Source organism: Paenibacillus turicensis (assembly GCF_050461185.1).
GTDB classification, from domain to species: domain Bacteria; phylum Bacillota; class Bacilli; order Paenibacillales; family Paenibacillaceae; genus Fontibacillus; species Fontibacillus turicensis_A.
In genome coordinates this window covers 132749-151637 of sequence record NZ_JBCMOR010000005.1, presented here as the reverse complement: position 1 = coordinate 151637, position 18889 = coordinate 132749, and the positions used below count along the sequence as shown (strand labels likewise).

Sequence of the window (18889 nt, the reverse complement as noted above, 5' to 3'; positions counted from 1 at the left end):
CCTCTACTCGCCCCCTAATCTGTACCCCGTCCCACGAACGGTTAAAATGATCTCAGGGCTTGTTGGATCAACCTCTATCTTCTCACGCAAACGTTTGATGTACACTGTTAAAGTATTGTCATTCACAAATTCGCCTGCTGCATCCCACAATTCATCTAGCAATCTTCCCCGCGTAATAATGACTTTTGGGTTGCTAATAAATACTAATAATAAACGGTATTCTAATGCCGATAGAAATACTTCATTCCCGTTTTTTTTCACCACACCACTTGCTGTATCCACATGAAGTCCATGAATATCAAAATGGGAAGCAGAACGTCCACTTTTCCGCAAAGCATTTGCAATTCGTGCAATTAATTCACGGGGGCGAAAAGGCTTGGTGATATAATCATCTGCACCAATATTTAATCCAGTCACCACGCTTGCCTCATCTCCAGAGGCGGTCAGAAAAATAACCGGTATATTTAACGTCTCTTTAACTTCTGTACAAACCGTAAATCCATTTCCGTCAGGCAAAGAAATATCAATAAGTGCCAAATCAAATTTATTACTTTCAAGTAGGGTAATGGCTTCACTACGCGTAGCGGCATGGGTAACTGAGAATCCTTCTGAATGGAGCAAAAGAGTCAGGTTTTTAGCAATTGCCTTATCGTCCTCAACCAAAAATATGTGTGTCATCTACTTTGACCTTCCTTTATTCTTGAAAAAATATTCTCGTGTACCTGTTTGCACATGTTCAGGCAAGGTTTGAGTGAGCTCCTTATTTAACCAAAACAGTGTTTTCTTACGAAGGTATTCACGCATGTGAGCTTCTGCTTCGAGCATTGTTAAATTAATCAGACAAGTTGTATTGCCTGAGGTACAGGCACAGGAAGACTCTTCTTGAGCTTCTTGATCCACTTTGTTTTCTTTATCTATTTTATGTTCTTTATCAACATACATCATATTTGTCTTTAATATGTTTTTACATTGAAAAATCGGCTTTACTCCTTCAACTGCTTCGATTACATCCCAAAAAGAAACCTCTTCCGGAGCTTTAGCTAATCTGTACCCTCCCTTTACCCCAGGAGTAGAGCTCACAATACCTGCTTTAGCTAATTTTGCTAATACCTTTGAAAGATAGGTTTCCGAAAGTCCTTGAAATTCTGAAAGGTCTTTAATCCCAATACTTTCTTCTTCAGGAATATCTATTAAATAAACAAGGCTATGCAAGGCATATTCAACCATAACACTATATTGCATTTAGAAAAATCCCCTACTTCCATAATAAAAAGTGTTTATTTAATTAGTATAGCACCAAATTTATCTTTGCCAATTTACATAAGTGACTACACGAAATCAATTGACATTTAATGAAAGCGATTATATTATGGACTTACTTAATCCACGATTAATTTAATCCACAATTAATGATCAACTTAATTTGAATAGCTCTATCAAAATTATTTAGGGGGAAATTGTCCATGAGTAAACTACTTGTTATCAATGCACACCCAGAATTTGATTCACAAACCTCAGCAAGTTTAAATGTATTGAATTATTTTTTGAAAGTATATAAAGAAAAGCACTCCCATGAAGAGTCAATTGAACAAATAAATCTATATGAAAATGAAGTCCCTATGTTAGATAAAACTGTCTTAGGTGCATGGAAAAAACAAGGCAAAGGCGAACCATTAACTTCACAGGAAAAGAAAGTAACGGATCGTATGAATGAAATATTAAAGCAGTTTAAAAGTGCAAATAAATATATCATTGTTTATCCAGTACACAACTTTAATGTCCCATCCAAATTAAAAGATTATATGGACAATATTATGATTGCAAAAGAAACGTTTAAATATACGGAAAATGGTTCGGTAGGTCTATTAAAGGACGGAAGAAGTATGGTTGTTATTCAAGGGAGTGGTGCTATTTATACCAACAACGATTGGTATACTGAGATTGAATATAGCCATAACTATCTTAAATCTATGTTTAACTTCTTTGGTATCGAGGATTATGAGATTGTTAGAGTGCAAGGAACTGATCTATTAGATCGAAATGAAGTATTAGAAAAAGGCTACAAAGAGGCGCATGAATTGGCTACACAACTTGCTCTAAAGTAAAGCAAAAAAATGTAGCACAGAACGCCTCAATAAATACTAAAAACTGCACCCAAAGCGATAGTTTGTGTGATCATCTCTATCATTGATGTGCAGTTTAATTTTTATATAATTAAAGCTTCGAAATCGCCTCTGTAAATAATTTAAATTGCTTTTCCTCTGAAAATTCCTCCGTTACGCGTCCTTCTAAAGTAAAAGAAATATTTTTGTACTCAGTGAAAATAATTAATCGATTATTTATATTTGTATAATGAAGTTGCAATCCATTTATTGTTTTTTGCTGAAGACCTTCTTGAAGCTCCGTCTTTCTATTTGTCATCTCAATTTTCATGATCTGCTTACCATCGTATGGTCCATAAATATACTTTACAGCTTGATCTGTTTGTACATCTTTTATTTCTTGTCCTTTATTGTTGATATAAGTGATGATGACCGTACCTTGATGAGCTGTTGATTCATGCTCAATACCTTCATCTAGTTTAACCGCGATTTCCTTAACTTGAAGTCCTTGAATAGTTGGTATTTGGGATATATCTATATATTGCTGAACTTGCTTTGTTTCAGCAGCAAAGTCTTTGCTATCCTTTATAGAACAGCCCAATAACGTTAACATTAGAAGTATGACGCAGACACAAATACCTGAAAGTTTTTCAGACACAATTCTTCTCTCTTTTCCCTAATTTTATGTGGCATTAACTTATAGTTTATCATGTTTTACGGGGATTTGATCATAATTTTAAATATGCTAGTTTCTTATAGTTACACATACTTTACTTTAGTTTACATAATATCTACTTCTTTATTGCTTCATACACAAAAATTTGCTGTGCATCACTTGGCGCTTTATTTTCATCATAATCAGCATACACTTGAATGTCCTCGAACCCAATTTCCGCTAATAGCAGCTTGAACTCCTCCACACCATACCAACGCATTGCAAAACGCTGAAGCTCAGTTTGAAGCAGACTTCCACTACGCCATTTTTCATACTTCAAATAATATACTTTATATTGCTCCAAGAAATTAGCTTCAACTAATTTACGCTCCAATGTAATAAGATCCCCATCAGGTAAATGAAAAGTAGATACCTCCCCACCTTTACTTACATCAAAATCAGGTTCAGGCAAAAAGAGATCTAAAATGAGTTTTCCTCCTGGTTGTAAATGTTGATGCAATTTTTTCAAGGCTTCAATAGATTCATTGCGATCTTCAACTAACAAAAAAGAACCACCAGGAATAATAATTGCTTCATATTGCTGTGGTAAAGCTAACTCTTGTAGGTTGGATTCGTACAAATTAGTGCTTAATCCTCTCTCTGCACAATGCTTACGACACGCCGCTAACATTTCGGGTGAATAATCAGCTCCATCGATTCGTATACCTGCTTCTAAAAGAGGAATTAAAACTCGTCCGGAACCAACCATCCCCTCAAGCACTTTTCCATTATAAGATTTCAGCTTATTTTGATAAAACTCAATATCTCCACTCAACGAGTGTCCAATTTTTTTCGTAAGCTCATATACCTCTGTACATAGCTCACCATAGTTGCTAAAAGACATGCTAATCTCTCCTCCTCATCTTTTGATAACTTCATCACTTTATACATTTTTGCCTGTCAATTGGTTTTGGTGTCGGAAAAGGAATAGAACTAAACTAGTTGCTAGAACAACTATGAGTGAGATGAGTTGTGAGGTTGAGAGCAATCCCACTTGGCCTCGAATCATATCCCCTCTATAAAATTCGATGATAAATCTCCCAAGACTATATAAGATCAAATAGGTTGCGGCAACGACTCCATCTTTATTGACCCTTTTAGCTAGAAGAATCAACATGAGACAAAGGGCAAAGTTAAACACGCTCTCCATAATTTGTGTAGGTATCAGTGCGACATCATTTGGTGCGATCTCAGAGTGGTGAAAAGTAATTGCAAACCAACCGTGTGTTTCTTTGCCGTAACAGCAGCCTGCGAGCAAACAACCGATTCTTCCAAATCCTTGCGCTAACGCAACAGAGGGTACAAATAGGTCTAGGTGCTTCAGGAAATTAATTTTTTTGATCCTACAATACACTAAACCAACCCCAATTCCGCTAATTATCCCACCGTAAACGACAAACCCATCGGAAAAGTTCAGAAGAATCTTTGGATCATTTATGATATTTGGGATTTGGGTCATCCAATACAATAGTTTTGCACCAATAAATCCACCCACTAGACACCAAGCGGTCAAAGAATAAACATGAGATAATTCGAGCTGGCGGTTTGCCGCTCGATAAGCAACAAGCTGATAAGCCACTAAAACACCTAACGCGATCATTAAGCCATATCCATAAATGGTTACTGGCCCGATCTTGAGCAACTCATTATACATATTTTCTCCCCCTATTTTAATAATATTGTATAAGATCATTTATAATCTTTTTTATAAAGTCTAAAAGCATAAATTGCACCAACTAAAAATACAACCGCTTGAAATAGAACAAAGAACTGGCGGAAAAATTGTATATCCCCATCAACAAATGTAATAAAAACGGTACTCATAATGAGCTGTGTAGTGAACATACAGGAAATAATTTTAAGATAAATCGCATTGGTTCTTTCATCCGGCTTGCCAAATTTATTAACAATATACAAAAGCACAGTTAGTGATCCTACATATAAAGCCATCGTTAGACCAACAATAATATTGAAATTCTGTGTGCTTTCTGACATCCAATGATTTAATACATCAATCATTATGATCATCCTTCCTCACGTAAGTAAAAATTTCATTAATATTCACTCCAAAATAGTCTGCAATTCTATAAGCTAAAACAAGCGATGGAGAGTAATTGTTCTTTTCCATTACGAAAATGGTTTGTTTAGAAACTCCAACAGCATCGGCTAATTCCTTTTGAGTCATTCTCCTTAAAACTCTATGTTCATAAACTTTATTATTAATGGAGTCTCCAAAGTCTTCTTTCAAAACGAACACCTCCCTTTGCTCAAAAATAGTGTATACTATACTTTATAAAAAGTAAAGTTAACTTATATAATATATAAATGGAATTATCATATTTAAAGATATAGTATGCTTCTATTGTCATTTTTTATTACTTCATGGTTAAATTTAAATATCATTTATTGTTAATAAAGTATTAATGATTGCCTAATCTGGAAAGCTATTAAGTAAAGGAGTGAGAAATTTGACGAATCGTAATATCAACACTAGTAAACAGCTCCAGCCAGAGCAACAAGAGGAATTTCTACATTTGTTAAAAAAACGGTTTGAAGAAAATATGAATCGACATGAACTTCTTGAATGGACAACGTTACAACAAAGACTCGAAGAAAACACCCACAAACTATGGTCGCTGTATGAAATGGAGAAAACAGGGGGAGAACCAGATGTAGTTGGCTATGATGAAGCCACAGATCAATATATTTTTTATGACTGCTCTCCTGAAAGTCCAAAGGGTCGAAGAAGTGTGTGCTATGATCAAGAAGCGCTTGATTCCAGAAAAAATAATAAACCAGAAAATAGTGCAATACAGATGGCTTCAGAGATGGGCATCGAAATTTTAACGGAGGCTGGGTATCGCGAGTTACAACAGCTTGGTCAATTTGATTTGAAAACATCGAGTTGGCTAGAAACCCCTCAAGATATTAGGAACCTCGGTGGTGCTATTTTCGGAGATCGTCGTTATAACACTGTATTTGTATACCATAATGGAGCCGAATCCTATTATGCTGCAAGAGGTTTCCGTGGTGCATTACGAGTGTAAAAATTAATCAAGGAATTTAAATACTCCAATCAAGACGCTTTTTCCCTTCATCCGCGGGAATGAGAGCGTCTTTTCTATTGTAATTTTTACACTATGGCACGTATCCATGTTATAATCTATCTCCAATATAATTATAAAATGAGTCCAAATCTCTTAAAAGGAGCGTAAAACTATGTTACAAGACATTCCAAATTATGATACTTGGCTTACGATTGAAGAAATTAATAAAGGTTATTCTAATGACACTAAATATTTCATTAAAACAAAAAATAACGAAAAACAACTATTAAGAATTTCGGACATAAGCGAATATAGTGTCAAGGAAAAGGAATTCGCAATCATTTCTAAATACAGTAAATTAGGGTTCACGATGTCTAAACCCATTTACTTTGGTAGCTGTAACGACAATCAGCAAGTCTATATGCTGTTAACATGGGTTGAGGGTGTAGATTTGGAAGATGTATTACCACAGCTAGATGTAGCTACACAATACAAATTAGGTCGGGAAGCAGGACACATACTAAAAAAAATACATAACCTCGACCTACCTAAGGATGAATTACCAACAGAAACTAAGGTCCCTAAAAAAAGAATGCAACTCCAAAGCTATATAGATTCAAATGTGAGAATTCCAAATGATGAAGCTATCATCCAATACGTAAATCAAAATTTGCACAAAATGTGGTTGCAGCCTCCCGTGTATCAGCATGGCGATTTTCACCCTGGCAATCTCATCTACACACCTGAAGGAGGAATTGGTGTTATTGATCTTGAACGTTGGGAAATTGGAGACCCGTATGAGGAATTTTATAAGCTTGAAAGTTTTGCAAATGAGTTAAGCATTCCGTATTGCCAAGGGCAAATCGATGCTTATTTTGATGATGCTGTACCGGACGAATTCTGGGAAACACTTGCTGTATATGCCGCGCACTCCTCTCTTTACTCCATTAAATGGGCAGAACCATTTGGACAAGAGGAAGTTAACGGTATGAAAATTAGATGTAAAAAAACATTAAAGCATTATAATAACTTTAAAAGCTTAATTCCAAGCTGGTACGATGAGAAGGTAACAAGGTAATCAGTGGAAAATTAAAAAACAAAAGACGCATTTTATACTTAAGGGGTACTATACTATGGATATTAAAAATTTAACGCTTGTCACCTCACAATTAGAATCTTCCAACATCAAGTATGCATTAGGTGGTAGTGGGATGCTACTAAGCTTGGGCTTAAGTGATACAATTAATGATTGGGATATTATGACAGACGCACCCAAAGAACAAATTCTAAAAGCATTACAGCATTTTACGATTAAAGAAACTACAGGTGCTGAATATCCATTTGGTACGAAATATAAGCTAGCTATTCACGAGGATGATCCACAAGTCGAGATCCTTGGAAAGTTCGCAATCTATAATGACCAGCAACTTTGTAAAATTCCAACCATACCTGCAACCATTTGGCAAGGTGTTCAGATTAGCGCTCCCGAAGTATGGTACGTTGCTTATGCGCTTATGGAGCGAACAGCCAAAGCTGACCTACTATTAGAATACTTAAAGGGTAAACCTGCCAATAAAGAGGTCATTAATAAATTGATGAAGGAACCACTACCCGAATTTATCGTACAACAATTAGAAGGCATTTCACGAACATAAAAGGGAATAAATTATTAGATATAGGGGGTAAAGGCTACTTGATGCATTTATATGGCGCAGAGCATCATATTTTGGTGCTCTCTGATACGATTGATGCTGATTTCCATAAGCATTCTTTTATTCAAGTGACAATTGCTATAGAAACTCCCTTTGAGATTGAGGTTGAAGGTCAACTATTAAATACAGAAGGCATCATTATTAATTCAAATGTGAGCCATCGTTTACAAGAATCAGGACGACCGTTATTGCTACTTCTTTTGGACAGCACTTCAAATATAGCAACTGCCTTTAAACAATATTTAGGTCAACAAGCCTATACTGTATTTCCTTCTGAGCAGTCAAATCACATCGGAATCATTAATCTTAGAGCCATCGCTCAATTTATTAAAACCCAGCTCCCCCTAGTCCAAAGTAGTGAAAGTTATCATCTCTTTTTGGAACGGCTGATGGAATTGTTTAACTTAGATTATACGCAACCTGATGTGACTGATCCCCGTATCAAAGAGCTTATCCAGTCCATTAAGGATTGTACAGATTCTGATCACTCTATCGGTTATTATGCTAAACAAATCGGTTTATCCAACAGCAGATTGTCACATCTATTTAAGGAAAACACTGGGATCTCTCTAAGTGGCTATATTTTGTTACATAAGCTCCAAAAGGCATCGTATCTCATTTTTAACGGACATAGTATTACAGAAGCTTCAATGATAGCTGGCTTTGATACCCCTTCCCATTTCGCAAATACAAGTAAAAAATTACTTGGCATGACTGCAAAGGATATTCGGAAAGATAGCGTGTTTTTGCAAGTTTCCTCCTTAAATTAACGATACAATGTTGGCAGGAGGTGTCGATCATGCAAAATTATCTAGTACAAACAGAACTTTTAAACTACGATCACCCAAAAATTCAAAATTTAATTTATAGTCGTAAGTGGACTACTCTAAGTGTGAAGGAACAAATTCTTCATGTGTATAATTACGTTCGTGATGAGATCGAATTTGGCTATAATCGCAGTGATTATATCTCTGCTTCAGAGGTGCTGACAGATGGTTATGGCCAATGTAATACGAAAGGTATTTTATTTATGGCATTGCTACGAGCACTCAATATCCCTTGTCGAATCCATGGGTTTACGATTCATAAGCAATTACAAAAAGGTGCTATGATTGGTTGGTACTACAAGTTATCTCCTCAAGAAATTATCCATAGCTGGATTGAAGTTTTATATGATGGAAAGTGGTTGAATATAGAAGGTTTCATCATAGACATTCCTTATTTAACAAAGCTTCAGCAAAAATTTGATCAATGTAAGGGTTCATTTTGTGGATATGGTGTTGCAACGGATAATTTTCAAAGCCCAGCTATTTTTTGGGATGAAAATGATACGTATGTACAAAAAGAAGGCATCGTTCAGGATTTTGGCATCTTTGATAGCCCTGATGAGTTTTTTTCCCTACATCAACAAAATTTAAGCCTAATTAAAAAGCTAATTTTCAGTAAAATCGTTCGCCATTTGATGAATAAAAACGTTAGAGATATTCGGCAAGGATGATGGTGATTGTATCCCTTTAGTAGGCAGATGCATAGGATAAAAAATCATCTACTAAAGGAGCGTTTAAGATGTACAACAATATTGGCAACCGCCAAGAAAAGCTTCACCCTACCCAGAATCCTTGCAACCTCACATGGAGTCAGGATTTTGCTATTACTGGAGTAGTCAGCCCATGAATACTTGTTGCGGGACTGTACAGGGAACGGGATACATACACGATTATGGTGGCAAACCACTTGTACTAAATATTGACACAGCAACAAAACAAAACAACAATTATCGAACTGCTTTATGGACAGGAGAACACTTACAGGTCACCTTAATGAGTATTCCAGTTGGTGGAGACATTGGCCTAGAGGTTCACCCTGTAACAGATCAGTTTTTAAGGATTGAAGAAGGTCAAGGTTTAGTTCAAATGGGACAATGTAAGGAAAATTTAGATTTTCAAGCGATGGCTTATGATGGTTACGCCATTATGGTTCCCGCTGGAATGTGGCACAATATTACAAACACAGGAAATCAGCCACTCAAACTTTATGCGATCTATGCTCCGCCTGAGCATCCCTTTGGTACTGTAGAGCCAAGAAAACCGATGAACCACGAGTAGAATAATTGTTTTTTTAACCACAAAGTATAGGAGAATTTCTCTCCTATGCTTTTTTTGTTTTCACCTATTTTTGCCCTATTTTTTCCCTACTTTTTAACCTATAGAGACTGTAATCTTCCGCCAATACTACTCCCATAGCCGAGATGAAAATCCGACCTAAGACGGAAACAAACTTACATCGAGTGCACGATGTTATTTTCTTCATTTGGTTTAATATGGAAACTAATGAGATATGGAATAATAAAATTTTTAAATAAGGAGCTAAAATTGATGGAAAATCTAATTGAGTTTAAAAATGTAACGAAGCAATACACGATTGGCGAGGTTGCGATTCATGCATTAAATGGGATTGATTTTTCAATTAAAGAAGGTGAGTTTGTCGTTATATTAGGGGCAAGTGGTGCAGGAAAAAGTACGATTTTAAATATTCTTGGTGGGATGGATACGGCAACCTCTGGTCAAGTCATCGTTGGGTCTCAAAATATTACGAAGTTAAATGAAAAAAAATTAACGACCTATCGTGCAGAAAAGATCGGATTTGTATTTCAATTTTACAATTTGATTCCGAATCTAAATGCACTGGAAAATGTAGAATTTGCAACTGAAGTATGCAAACATCATTTAGACCCAAAACAAATTTTGAATCAAGTTGGATTAGAAAATAGACTACATAACTTTCCTTCTCAGCTCTCTGGGGGCGAGCAACAACGGGTTGCGATCGCGAGAGCGGTCGCCAAAAATCCGCTATTACTGCTGTGTGATGAACCGACAGGTGCGCTTGATTATGTCACTGGGAAAGCCGTCTTAAAGCTATTACAGGACTTGAATCGTGAAACGAAAAAATGCGTGGTATTAGTCACCCATAATACAGCGATTGCCCCAATGGCAGACAAAATTATTAAGGTGAAAAGCGGTAAAATCGAAAGTATTGTTCTAAACGATAACAAACAAAGCATTGAAGGGATTGAGTGGTAAGATGAAATTATTCAAAAAGCTAATAAGAGAAATTAAACAAGCTCCCCTTCAGTTTATTGCATTGATGTTAGTCATCGCTATTGGTGCGTTTTTCTACTCTGGATTAAGTACCTATAGCAGTAAGCAACGTGCTTATGTACAACATTACTTTCAAGCGCATAATTTAAGTGACCTTACTGTTTTATATAAAGATATTTCTATGGATGACATAGCTAGCTTAAGTAAACTTGAGGGAATCAGCAAAATTGAGGCTCGTAAAACATTTGAAGCCACACAACTTTTTCAAGGCGATAAGGCTTCACTACACATTCATTCCTTACCACAGGAAAACACGATTAATACACCTACAGTCATCCAAGGTGAGCTGCCCACCAGTAGCAATGAAATCTTATTAGACTCACACTATGCTAAAGAACATCAATTTAAGGTTGGCGATACGTTGTCCTTAACGATAAATAAAAGTGCCGAATACCCTGAAAAAACAGTGAATTTTACGATAAGTGGATTGGGTGAAAATGTAGAATATGTAAAGATAAATGCCACTCAGAATCATAAAAATGAAGGTTTTGGTTATGTGACAGATGCTACTATTGCGAATATTTTTACCACCCTTTCTTATAATGAAATACTCCTTAAAGTAAAAAAAGATTTAGATATCGATCAGGTTGGTAAACGTATTGAAGAGTTCTCTAAAGCAAATACACTTTCGTATGTGGATCAAATAAGTAAACAACGTTCCTTTGGCTACACTCAAATTACTCAGACTATTTATAACAATGGCATGATGAGTAAAGTTATCCCCCTTGTCCTCTTTATTATTTCAGCTATTATTTTATTTCTGACGATGTCTAGAACGATAGATTCACAGCGTAACCAGATTGGCATCATGAAAGCATTAGGTATAAAGGATTCAAAAATTATGTTGCATTATATGGGCTATCCTTTACTTGTAAGTATATTTGGAGCAATTTTAGGTTGTGTGCTTTCTAGTATTGTATTTATTCCAATGGTGACCGCTTCGAGTTCAAAATCGTATGCACTGCCTGGCATCACTTATTCCCTTTCATGGCTTTCGGTTGTGCCACCGATGATCATCGCCAGTATATTTGGAATCATCTCTGTTTATTTAAGTGGAAAATCTATTTTAAGAGAATGTGCTGCCCAAGCGATGCGACCAAAACCACCTAAAAAAATGAAAAAGCTGTTAATAGAGAAAGCACCTAAACTATGGAAATCTCTTTCTTATAGCAATAAGCTCATACTTAGAAATATATTTCTTAATAAGCAAAAGGCAGTTGCAAGCTCTATTGGCGTACTTGTTAGTACAACCTTATTAATTACTGCTTTAGGCACTCAAGCCTCTATGCTTAAAATAGCCAATCAAATTAATGAAGTATATACGTATGATTTAAAGGTAGATTATAAGCCTGGAATAAATCCAGATTCGCTCTCCTTACCTTCAGGTATAGAAAGTCATTATTCGCTCTCCAGCATGCCTATTGAGCTGCATACAGACAATAATAGAGAAAATGCTACCTTAATTGTGACGCCAAAAGAAAACAAGCTTATTCATTATTTTGATGAGAATGACAAAAGTATCGACTTAGTACATCACGGTGTGATTGTTCCAAAATCATATGCGACTACCTACAACATTCAAAAAGGAGATACAGTTACATTCAAATTCACCACACCTGAAATGAACAATAAGTCGATCAAAATGAACGTTGTTAGTATTTCTTCTCAGTATTCAAATCCTTCATTTTATATTACACCGACCTATTTAGCATCATTTGATATAAAGTACAGTCCTACTTCACTTTTAGTTAAAGTAAAGGATTCCACAAGCGTGGCTGACCTCCGTCATTTTTTTGAACAAGACCAACAGGTTGAACTCATTTCAGATCAAAGTGATTTAAAAGAAATAGGACAATATATGTTAAAGCAAAATAACTTTATGTTTATTATGTTTTTAATTTGTGCGGTAATCCTTTCTTTTAGCTCCATGTTCACGATCTCTTCGATTAATATTTACGAACGAAGTCGGGAGCTTGCGACCCTTAAAGTTTTAGGGTATCAAAAAAATAAAATTAACAAGCTGATCTTTTGGGAAAACATCATTTTAACCACATTTGCGATTATGATCGCGATCCCAATCGGTGGCAAATTTTATGCCCTCGTCGTTAATGCGCTTGCCAGCACTCATCAACAGATTCCAGATTCTTTAAATATAATCATTATTATCATCGCAATTGCGAGTGCATATATGCTAACGATATTATCTAATCTAGTGTTACGAAAAAAAGTTAAAAATATAAACATGATCGAATCTCTGAAAAGTTTAGAGTAAATTCAGTCTTGACAACGACTAGAGGCTTGTAGCTACGATACAGAGAGTTCTTACGTTTGTTGTTAAAATCAAATTCCTTTTATTGAAGTATTTATTGGTGAAATTTTGATTTTAAAAGACAATCTCCAGAATCTCTCTGTCCCTTCGCTAGTTTGGGTTAGTTGTCAAGCACTGATTTAAAAACTGAGTATAAAAAAACGGGCAAAAGACATAGTGTTTTTCGCCCATTTTTAAAAATTTAGAACTCTAGTTATCGTATCTAATTGTAACGATTAATTATTATCTTTACCTACAATTTGGAGCAATTCATCTTGTACTTGAACGTCTCCCTTTTGAAGCGCGTATACATCCTCATAATCGGTACTGTTTGTCACGATGATAGGTGTAACCGTCTCATATCCAGCTGCGGCAATCTGCTCCACATCAAACTCAAGTAACAACTGACCAGCAGTAACCACATCGCCTTCTTTGACATGAGAAGTAAAATATTGACCATCCAGCTTTACAGTATCAATACCAACATGGATTAACATCTCAGCACCACTGTCAGAAACAACTGCCAATGCATGTTTTTTCTTAAATGCAACTGTTACTTTACCATCAAAAGGTGCAACAACTCGACCTTCAGAAGGCTTAATCGCAACTCCTTTTCCCATTGCTTCAGAAGAAAACGCTGGATCAGGTACATCAGCTAAAGGATGAATAGTACCACTTAATGGACTTAATACCTTTTGGCTAGCTTTAACAATATCATTACCTTTAAGTGCTACACTTACATCTGTAATATTGGAGCTTGCAACCTGTTTGCTTCCATCTTCAGTTTCATCAACTGGATCCTTAAAGCCCATTACATAGGTTAAAATCGCAGAAACTAGGAATGAAGCGGTAATTCCGATAATTAAACCTGGGAAACCTTGTCCACCTGGTCCATAAAAGATTGGCAATGTGAGCAAGCCTGGCGCACCAGAAGCAAATGCTTGTGTACCTGCTTGACCAATAATTGCACCACCCACTGCACCACCAATAACACCTGCAATAAACGGACGCTTAAGTGGTAAAGTTACGCCATATACTGCTGGTTCGGTAATCCCGAATAAAGCGGTCACTGTAGCTGAACCTGCCAGTGTTTTAAGCTTTTTATTTTTAGTACGAAGCATAACGCCAAATGCAGCACCCGTTTGAGCAAATACAGAAGCAGTAGCCGCTGGCTTAATTCCGTCTTTACCAAATACCGCAATGTTGTTAATAAATACAGGAACAAGACCCCAGTGAACCCCAAAAATAACGAGAATCTGCCAGCTTGCACCAAGAATTGCACCTGCAATTAATGGACTAAATGAGAACGCTGCTAACAAGCCATCTGCAATTGCGTTACCTACATAAACACCAAATGGTCCAAATACGATCAAAGTAACTGGTAACATAATGACTAATGAAATCAGTGGTGTTAAAAAGTTTTTAACACTTTCATGAATAAAACGATTGCAAACCTTTTCTAATTGACTCATCACAATGACCGATAAAATAATCGGAATAACTGTAGATGAATAACTCATCATAACAACTGGAATGCCGAAGAAGTGTGCTGCAACGCCATCCGTTTTAAGCTGAATGATTGTTGGATACAGTAATGCACCTGCCATCGTTAATGCTGTAAACGTATTTCCGCCAAATTTTCTAGCTGTTGTCACCGCTAATAGCATTGGGAGGAAATAAAATAACGCATCTGCTGCTGCATATAAAATGATATAGGTTGTATCTGTTTTTTGAAGCCATTCGAAGTTGCTAGCAATGAGTAGCAATCCCTTCAGAATACCAGCACCTGCCATGACCCCAAGTAAAGGCGCAAATATGCTAGAGATGATATCAATAACGCTACCAATCCCTTTTTTAGCACCTTGACCACCACTACCGCTTGATTTACTTGCGGATTTGGATTCATTTAAAATACCTGATACATTACCAATCGCATTGTATACTTCGGGTACTGTATTTCCGATGACAACCTGTAATTGTCCTCCGCTTTCCTTAACCGTAATAACCCCATCATTTTTCTGTAATGCCGCTTTGTCTGCCTTGCTATTATCCTTTAGCGTAAACCGAAGCCGTGTAGCACAATGAATAAGTGAAACAACGTTTTTTTCTCCCCCTACACCTTGAATAATCTCTTTAGCTAATTTTTCATAACTCATAGGAAGACCCCCTTTTTTTTGAATAAAAGTAAACTTTTAGATTATGAAGGCAAAATAAAAACCCAAGCCTTATAAAATAGTAGACAATGTGTCCACTACTTTGTAAGACTCAGGTTTTGCCTGCATCACCAGTAACAATCCCAAAAACGATGTTATTTAATTACTTTAATTACATACTTAATTTTTAATATAGGCTTATAGTATAACGCTTTCATTCCAATGTCAACAGATTATTTCAAATTTAATACGTAAATTACAGGTTTATTTTGACACTTAAATTAACGATTAACTACACGCTCAATATGCACGGTTAGATACAGCATTTCTTCATTGGTCAGCTTATGATCATATTCAGATTCAACAAAAACCTTGATTTTTTCAGTACATGCTGCAGCATCTTTATGTTGCTCTTTTATCATGTTATATAAATGATCATAGTTATCCTCATAATGCGTACCCTTAAGTACACGTTGGGCAAAAAACTTTAAATGGGTAATAAACCGAAAATAGCTCAGTGATTCCTCCTCAAATTCAGTACCAAAATGATATTTGACGATATTAATAATCCGTTGCATGAACCTAGTAATGTCCATCGTTGTATTAACTTCTTCGTTCATCTCAGCATTAATAATATGAATCGCAATAAACGCCGCTTCATCCTCCGGCAATTCAATATTAAGCTTTTGATTAATTTGCTCCAGCATTTTGAGTCCAACCTTAAACTCTTCTTTATATAATTGCTTAATTTCCCACAGGAGCGCATTTTTAATAACAATCCCTTTATGATGTCTCTCTACAGCAAAGTTAATATGGTCCGTTAAAGAAACATAAATAATTTCATTGAGCTGTTTACCTAAGTTTTGCTTAGCATCATTCACGATCTCCTCAACAATTTCGACCAATTCAATCGGAACCTCACGCAATAACATTTTGAAATTATCAGAGGTTTGTTTATTTTTAAGCGCAAATACCTTCTGAATTAGGGTCTTATCCACATTATCCCCTGGTTTTTTCTTAAAGGCGATCCCTCGTCCCATAATAACGAGTTCTGTCTTATCCTCTTGATATACACTAATTACGTTGTTATTAATGACCTTCGCTATTTTCATAACAACACCCCCAACCTAATAAATGACATCTTAATTATGCTACATTTCCTCTTCAAAAACTATGTACACAAAATGTGATCTAAGTTTAGCTGTAAGACTCTGATATGTCAACGCTTTCACTCTCAAAAGTTAGACAAGAGAAAGAAAGCTCTGATAGCTCAGAACTTTACTTTCTGATCTCTTGCTACTCTTTTATTCAATCATCAAATCACTATATTTAACAATGATTTTGAAGTTTACATATTACCCTTCCAAGTCTACACCATTAGATGAAATTACTTTTTGATACCATGCAAAGCTCTTTTTCTTGCTCCGCTTTAAGGTACCATTGCCTTCATTGTCACGATCTACATAAATATATCCGTAACGTTTTTTCATCTCACCCGTTGAGGCACTAACGATGTCAATCGGTCCCCAGCTTGTATAGCCGATAATATTAACTCCGTCTTCAATCGCCTCACCCATCTCTGCGATATGGCGCTTCAAGTAGTCAATGCGATAATCATCATTGATTTCTCCGTTAGCGTCAGGAATATCATTTGCACCATAACCATTTTCCACTACAAATAAAGGCTTTTGATAACGGTCATGAAGCTGATTTGCAGTAATTCTCATTCCTTTAGGGTCAACAGTCCAACCCCACTCTGATTTAGCCAAATAAGGATTAGCGATCGAACCAAATACATTACCACTGGTCATATTTTTTTGCACTTCTGGATCTGTACTTGTTGTTCGACTGGAATAGTAGCTAAAGCCAATATAATCTACAGTATTGTTCTTAAGGAGTTCCGCATCGCCCGGTTCCGTTACAATATTTAAGTTGTTATCTTTAAAGAAACGCTTCGCATAACCGGGGTATTCCCCACGTGACTGTACATCGATAAAGAAATATGACTCGCGATCCTTCTCCATCCCTTGGAAAATATCATCAGGGTTACACGTATACGGATAAAAGCTTCCCGCTGCTAACATACAACCGATCATAGCGTCAGGAATCAATTCATGACACGCTTTGACTGCTAATGCGCTAGCAACAAGTTGATGGTGGGCTGCCTGATATTGAAATTCCTTCACATTATCGCCTTCCTTAAATACAAGCCCTGCACCTAGGAACGGCAAATGAAGCAACATGTTAATTTCGTTAAAGGTCATCCAATATTTCACTTTATCTTTATAGCGTTTTAATACGGTTTCTGCATAAACCTGAAATAACTCTACCATCTTACGGTTTCTCCAGCTACCGTACTTCTCAATCAACGCAACAGGTACATCGAAATGGGCAAGCGTTACGACAGGCTCAATATTATGCTTCAGTAATTCATCAAACAAATCATCATAAAACTGCAAACCTTCCTCATTAGGCAATACCTCTTCACCTGTTGGGAAAATTCGCGCCCACGCAATAGAAACACGTAGTGCTTTAAAACCCATTTCTGCAAATAAAGCGATGTCCTCCTTATAACGATTATAAAAATCAATCGCTTCATGAGAAGGATAAAAATCACCTTGAAGTGGCGTAAAGGAAGGTACATCACCTTTCATAATATTTCTTCGCTTATCGCCTGTTGGTAGTAAATCTACAGAGCTTAGCCCTTTACCTCCTGCTAAATAAGCCCCTTCGCATTGGTTCGCCGCTAGCGCTCCGCCCCACAAAAAATCGTTTGGAAATTGAGATTTTGTCATTGTAATACTCCTCTCGATTAGATATTAGATATAGTAAAAAGTGTAAATAAAAAACCTGAACACACCGCCCGCACAAAAAGTGTACAGTGGCGTACTCAGGTTATGCCCAAATGGTAACATTCCCAGAAATACTTTATATTACGTTAATAAAAACTTTAGCAACAAATTTAAATACTGTCAACTTAGTTTAAAGCTAAAAATCATCCAAATTCAACTTTCTACTCACGTTTCCGGTATTTTTCTTGTTAGGTGAAACGAGGCGAAAAGCTTTCGTATCTAGCTTCTTAAAGGGTAGATAAGGCTCTATTTTAAGTAAATAACTTTTTAATTCATCTACCTGAGCAAAAGGAAACCAAAATTCAGGCAATATGCAGCTATTTCTTTGCAAAATTACAGCAAGACACGAGGTGTCTTCTTGCTCTGGTAATCTACACTGTAATTTAGTTTCTACAAAATAAAACTCATAATCAATTCTGAGTTGTATATACGGTCTAACCGCCTGTGGATAAGGTTCGTGCTTGATCATAAAATCGATGACTTTATTTAATTTCGATTGGGGTAATTGCCAGCGACTTAAATCATAAGAGCCATCAAAATGTTGTTCACATATACCAAAAGCTTCCGTTGCCGCTTGGATTAGCTTATTAACCTCACGATCCTGTCGCCCATCAATTGTAAGCCTGATGGATTTGGGATGATCTACATTTGCTGTCGTACAATAAGTCAGAAAATTTTGAACAACTTCCCATGAATTTTTAATTTTATTGTTGTGTTTGATCGCTTGAACGACTTTTGATAACGGTAGCTCATATCTAATTTGCGATTTGGATAATACTTTGACGTCATTAACCATCAGAGCATGCCCCCTTTCAAGTATTGTATAATAAAATTAAAAATGA

The 18889-nt window shown here is 36.2% G+C and carries 20 protein-coding genes; 9 read left to right on the top strand and 11 right to left on the bottom strand.

Going from position 1 to position 18889, the window contains the following annotated elements; translation table 11 throughout:
* Positions 1-3 precede the first annotated feature (3 nt).
* A complete protein-coding gene (locus tag ABE099_RS02755; RefSeq protein WP_430027145.1) occupies positions 4-678 on the bottom strand; it encodes a response regulator transcription factor in 675 nt (224 codons plus the stop codon).
* Positions 679-1242 (bottom strand): RrF2 family transcriptional regulator, encoded by a 564-nt coding sequence (locus tag ABE099_RS02750; protein ID WP_430027143.1) that lies wholly within the window; start codon positions 1240-1242, stop codon positions 679-681. It lies immediately after the preceding gene.
* 221 nt (positions 1243-1463) lie between these two features.
* Here ABE099_RS02750 and ABE099_RS02745 point away from each other — a divergent pair, with 221 nt between their 5' ends.
* The gene (locus tag ABE099_RS02745) at positions 1464-2105 is read left to right on the top strand and encodes an FMN-dependent NADH-azoreductase (RefSeq protein WP_430027141.1); all 642 of its coding nucleotides are present in this window, start codon (positions 1464-1466) and stop codon (positions 2103-2105) included.
* A gap of 109 nt (positions 2106-2214) precedes the next feature.
* Here the strand turns inward: ABE099_RS02745 and ABE099_RS02740 are convergent, their stop codons facing one another.
* From ABE099_RS02740 to ABE099_RS02720, 5 genes are all read right to left on the bottom strand, one after another.
* Positions 2215-2760: a hypothetical protein gene (locus tag ABE099_RS02740; protein ID WP_430027139.1), complete on the bottom strand. Its 546-nt coding sequence runs from the start codon at positions 2758-2760 to the stop codon at positions 2215-2217.
* Positions 2761-2893: 133 nt separating this feature from the next.
* Positions 2894-3661, bottom strand: coding sequence for a class I SAM-dependent methyltransferase (locus ABE099_RS02735; RefSeq protein WP_430027137.1), 768 nt, complete (start codon positions 3659-3661; stop codon positions 2894-2896).
* Between the two features lie 39 nt (positions 3662-3700).
* Positions 3701-4471 (bottom strand): prolipoprotein diacylglyceryl transferase, encoded by a 771-nt coding sequence (locus tag ABE099_RS02730; protein ID WP_430027135.1) that lies wholly within the window; start codon positions 4469-4471, stop codon positions 3701-3703.
* 35 nt (positions 4472-4506) lie between these two features.
* Positions 4507-4836, bottom strand: coding sequence for a 6-aminohexanoate hydrolase (locus ABE099_RS02725; protein WP_430027133.1), 330 nt, complete (start codon positions 4834-4836; stop codon positions 4507-4509).
* A complete protein-coding gene (locus ABE099_RS02720; protein ID WP_430027131.1) occupies positions 4829-5065 on the bottom strand; it encodes a helix-turn-helix transcriptional regulator in 237 nt (78 codons plus the stop codon). The genes ABE099_RS02725 and ABE099_RS02720 overlap by 8 nt, the downstream gene beginning before the upstream one ends.
* Positions 5066-5285: 220 nt before the next feature.
* On the opposite strand from ABE099_RS02720, the gene ABE099_RS02715 reads away from it, so the two are divergent.
* The 8 genes from ABE099_RS02715 to ABE099_RS02680 all read left to right on the top strand — a co-directional run bounded on the left by ABE099_RS02715 (position 5286) and on the right by ABE099_RS02680 (position 13006).
* The gene (locus ABE099_RS02715) at positions 5286-5864 is read left to right on the top strand and encodes a DUF4256 domain-containing protein (RefSeq protein ID WP_430027129.1); all 579 of its coding nucleotides are present in this window, start codon (positions 5286-5288) and stop codon (positions 5862-5864) included.
* 172 nt (positions 5865-6036) lie between these two features.
* Positions 6037-6942, top strand: a complete 906-nt coding sequence (locus ABE099_RS02710) for a phosphotransferase (protein ID WP_430027127.1) — start codon at positions 6037-6039, stop codon at positions 6940-6942.
* 55 nt (positions 6943-6997) lie between these two features.
* The gene (locus tag ABE099_RS02705; protein ID WP_430027125.1) at positions 6998-7519 is read left to right on the top strand and encodes a hypothetical protein; all 522 of its coding nucleotides are present in this window, start codon (positions 6998-7000) and stop codon (positions 7517-7519) included.
* A 41-nt stretch (positions 7520-7560) separates the two neighbouring features.
* On the top strand, positions 7561-8346 hold the full coding sequence (locus ABE099_RS02700; protein WP_430030423.1) for a helix-turn-helix transcriptional regulator: 786 nt from the start codon (positions 7561-7563) through the stop codon (positions 8344-8346).
* Between the two features lie 29 nt (positions 8347-8375).
* A complete protein-coding gene (locus ABE099_RS02695) occupies positions 8376-9074 on the top strand; it encodes a transglutaminase-like domain-containing protein (RefSeq protein ID WP_430027123.1) in 699 nt (232 codons plus the stop codon).
* A gap of 133 nt (positions 9075-9207) precedes the next feature.
* The gene (locus ABE099_RS02690) at positions 9208-9681 is read left to right on the top strand and encodes a cupin domain-containing protein (RefSeq protein WP_430027121.1); all 474 of its coding nucleotides are present in this window, start codon (positions 9208-9210) and stop codon (positions 9679-9681) included.
* 270 nt (positions 9682-9951) lie between these two features.
* A complete protein-coding gene (locus ABE099_RS02685) occupies positions 9952-10656 on the top strand; it encodes an ABC transporter ATP-binding protein (protein ID WP_430027119.1) in 705 nt (234 codons plus the stop codon).
* 1 nt (position 10657) lies between these two features.
* A complete protein-coding gene (locus tag ABE099_RS02680; RefSeq protein WP_430027117.1) occupies positions 10658-13006 on the top strand; it encodes an ABC transporter permease in 2349 nt (782 codons plus the stop codon).
* 272 nt (positions 13007-13278) lie between these two features.
* Here ABE099_RS02680 and ABE099_RS02675 read toward each other — a convergent pair whose 3' ends face one another.
* The 4 genes from ABE099_RS02675 to ABE099_RS02660 form a co-directional block, all read right to left on the bottom strand.
* On the bottom strand, positions 13279-15198 hold the full coding sequence (locus tag ABE099_RS02675; protein ID WP_430027115.1) for a beta-glucoside-specific PTS transporter subunit IIABC: 1920 nt from the start codon (positions 15196-15198) through the stop codon (positions 13279-13281).
* 278 nt (positions 15199-15476) lie between these two features.
* Positions 15477-16307, bottom strand: coding sequence for a BglG family transcription antiterminator LicT (gene licT, locus ABE099_RS02670; protein WP_430027113.1), 831 nt, complete (start codon positions 16305-16307; stop codon positions 15477-15479).
* Between the two features lie 243 nt (positions 16308-16550).
* Positions 16551-17990, bottom strand: a complete 1440-nt coding sequence (locus tag ABE099_RS02665) for a 6-phospho-beta-glucosidase (protein ID WP_430027111.1) — start codon at positions 17988-17990, stop codon at positions 16551-16553.
* A gap of 193 nt (positions 17991-18183) precedes the next feature.
* Positions 18184-18843 carry a hypothetical protein gene (locus tag ABE099_RS02660; RefSeq protein WP_430027109.1) on the bottom strand — a complete coding sequence of 220 codons (660 nt, stop codon included), beginning with the start codon at positions 18841-18843 and terminating at the stop codon, positions 18184-18186.
* Positions 18844-18889 lie beyond the last annotated feature (46 nt).

What these genes read in the sequence shown, in the direction of transcription:
- ABE099_RS02755 (WP_430027145.1), bottom strand. Translation starts at nt 678, where the DNA reads ATGACACACATATTTTTGGTTGAGGACGATAAGGCAATTGCTAAAAAC.
- ABE099_RS02750 (WP_430027143.1), bottom strand. Translation starts at nt 1,242, where the DNA reads ATGCAATATAGTGTTATGGTTGAATATGCCTTGCATAGCCTTGTTTAT.
- ABE099_RS02745 (WP_430027141.1), top strand. Translation starts at nt 1,464, where the DNA reads ATGAGTAAACTACTTGTTATCAATGCACACCCAGAATTTGATTCACAA.
- ABE099_RS02735 (WP_430027137.1), bottom strand. Translation starts at nt 3,661, where the DNA reads ATGTCTTTTAGCAACTATGGTGAGCTATGTACAGAGGTATATGAGCTT.
- ABE099_RS02730 (WP_430027135.1), bottom strand. Translation starts at nt 4,471, where the DNA reads ATGTATAATGAGTTGCTCAAGATCGGGCCAGTAACCATTTATGGATAT.
- ABE099_RS02725 (WP_430027133.1), bottom strand. Translation starts at nt 4,836, where the DNA reads ATGATTGATGTATTAAATCATTGGATGTCAGAAAGCACACAGAATTTC.
- ABE099_RS02710 (WP_430027127.1), top strand. Translation starts at nt 6,037, where the DNA reads ATGTTACAAGACATTCCAAATTATGATACTTGGCTTACGATTGAAGAA.
- ABE099_RS02705 (WP_430027125.1), top strand. Translation starts at nt 6,998, where the DNA reads ATGGATATTAAAAATTTAACGCTTGTCACCTCACAATTAGAATCTTCC.
- ABE099_RS02700 (WP_430030423.1), top strand. Translation starts at nt 7,561, where the DNA reads ATGCATTTATATGGCGCAGAGCATCATATTTTGGTGCTCTCTGATACG.
- ABE099_RS02695 (WP_430027123.1), top strand. Translation starts at nt 8,376, where the DNA reads ATGCAAAATTATCTAGTACAAACAGAACTTTTAAACTACGATCACCCA.
- ABE099_RS02690 (WP_430027121.1), top strand. Translation starts at nt 9,208, where the DNA reads ATGGAGTCAGGATTTTGCTATTACTGGAGTAGTCAGCCCATGAATACT.
- ABE099_RS02685 (WP_430027119.1), top strand. Translation starts at nt 9,952, where the DNA reads ATGGAAAATCTAATTGAGTTTAAAAATGTAACGAAGCAATACACGATT.
- ABE099_RS02680 (WP_430027117.1), top strand. Translation starts at nt 10,658, where the DNA reads ATGAAATTATTCAAAAAGCTAATAAGAGAAATTAAACAAGCTCCCCTT.
- ABE099_RS02675 (WP_430027115.1), bottom strand. Translation starts at nt 15,198, where the DNA reads ATGAGTTATGAAAAATTAGCTAAAGAGATTATTCAAGGTGTAGGGGGA.
- licT (WP_430027113.1), bottom strand. Translation starts at nt 16,307, where the DNA reads ATGAAAATAGCGAAGGTCATTAATAACAACGTAATTAGTGTATATCAA.
- ABE099_RS02665 (WP_430027111.1), bottom strand. Translation starts at nt 17,990, where the DNA reads ATGACAAAATCTCAATTTCCAAACGATTTTTTGTGGGGCGGAGCGCTA.
- ABE099_RS02660 (WP_430027109.1), bottom strand. Translation starts at nt 18,843, where the DNA reads ATGGTTAATGACGTCAAAGTATTATCCAAATCGCAAATTAGATATGAG.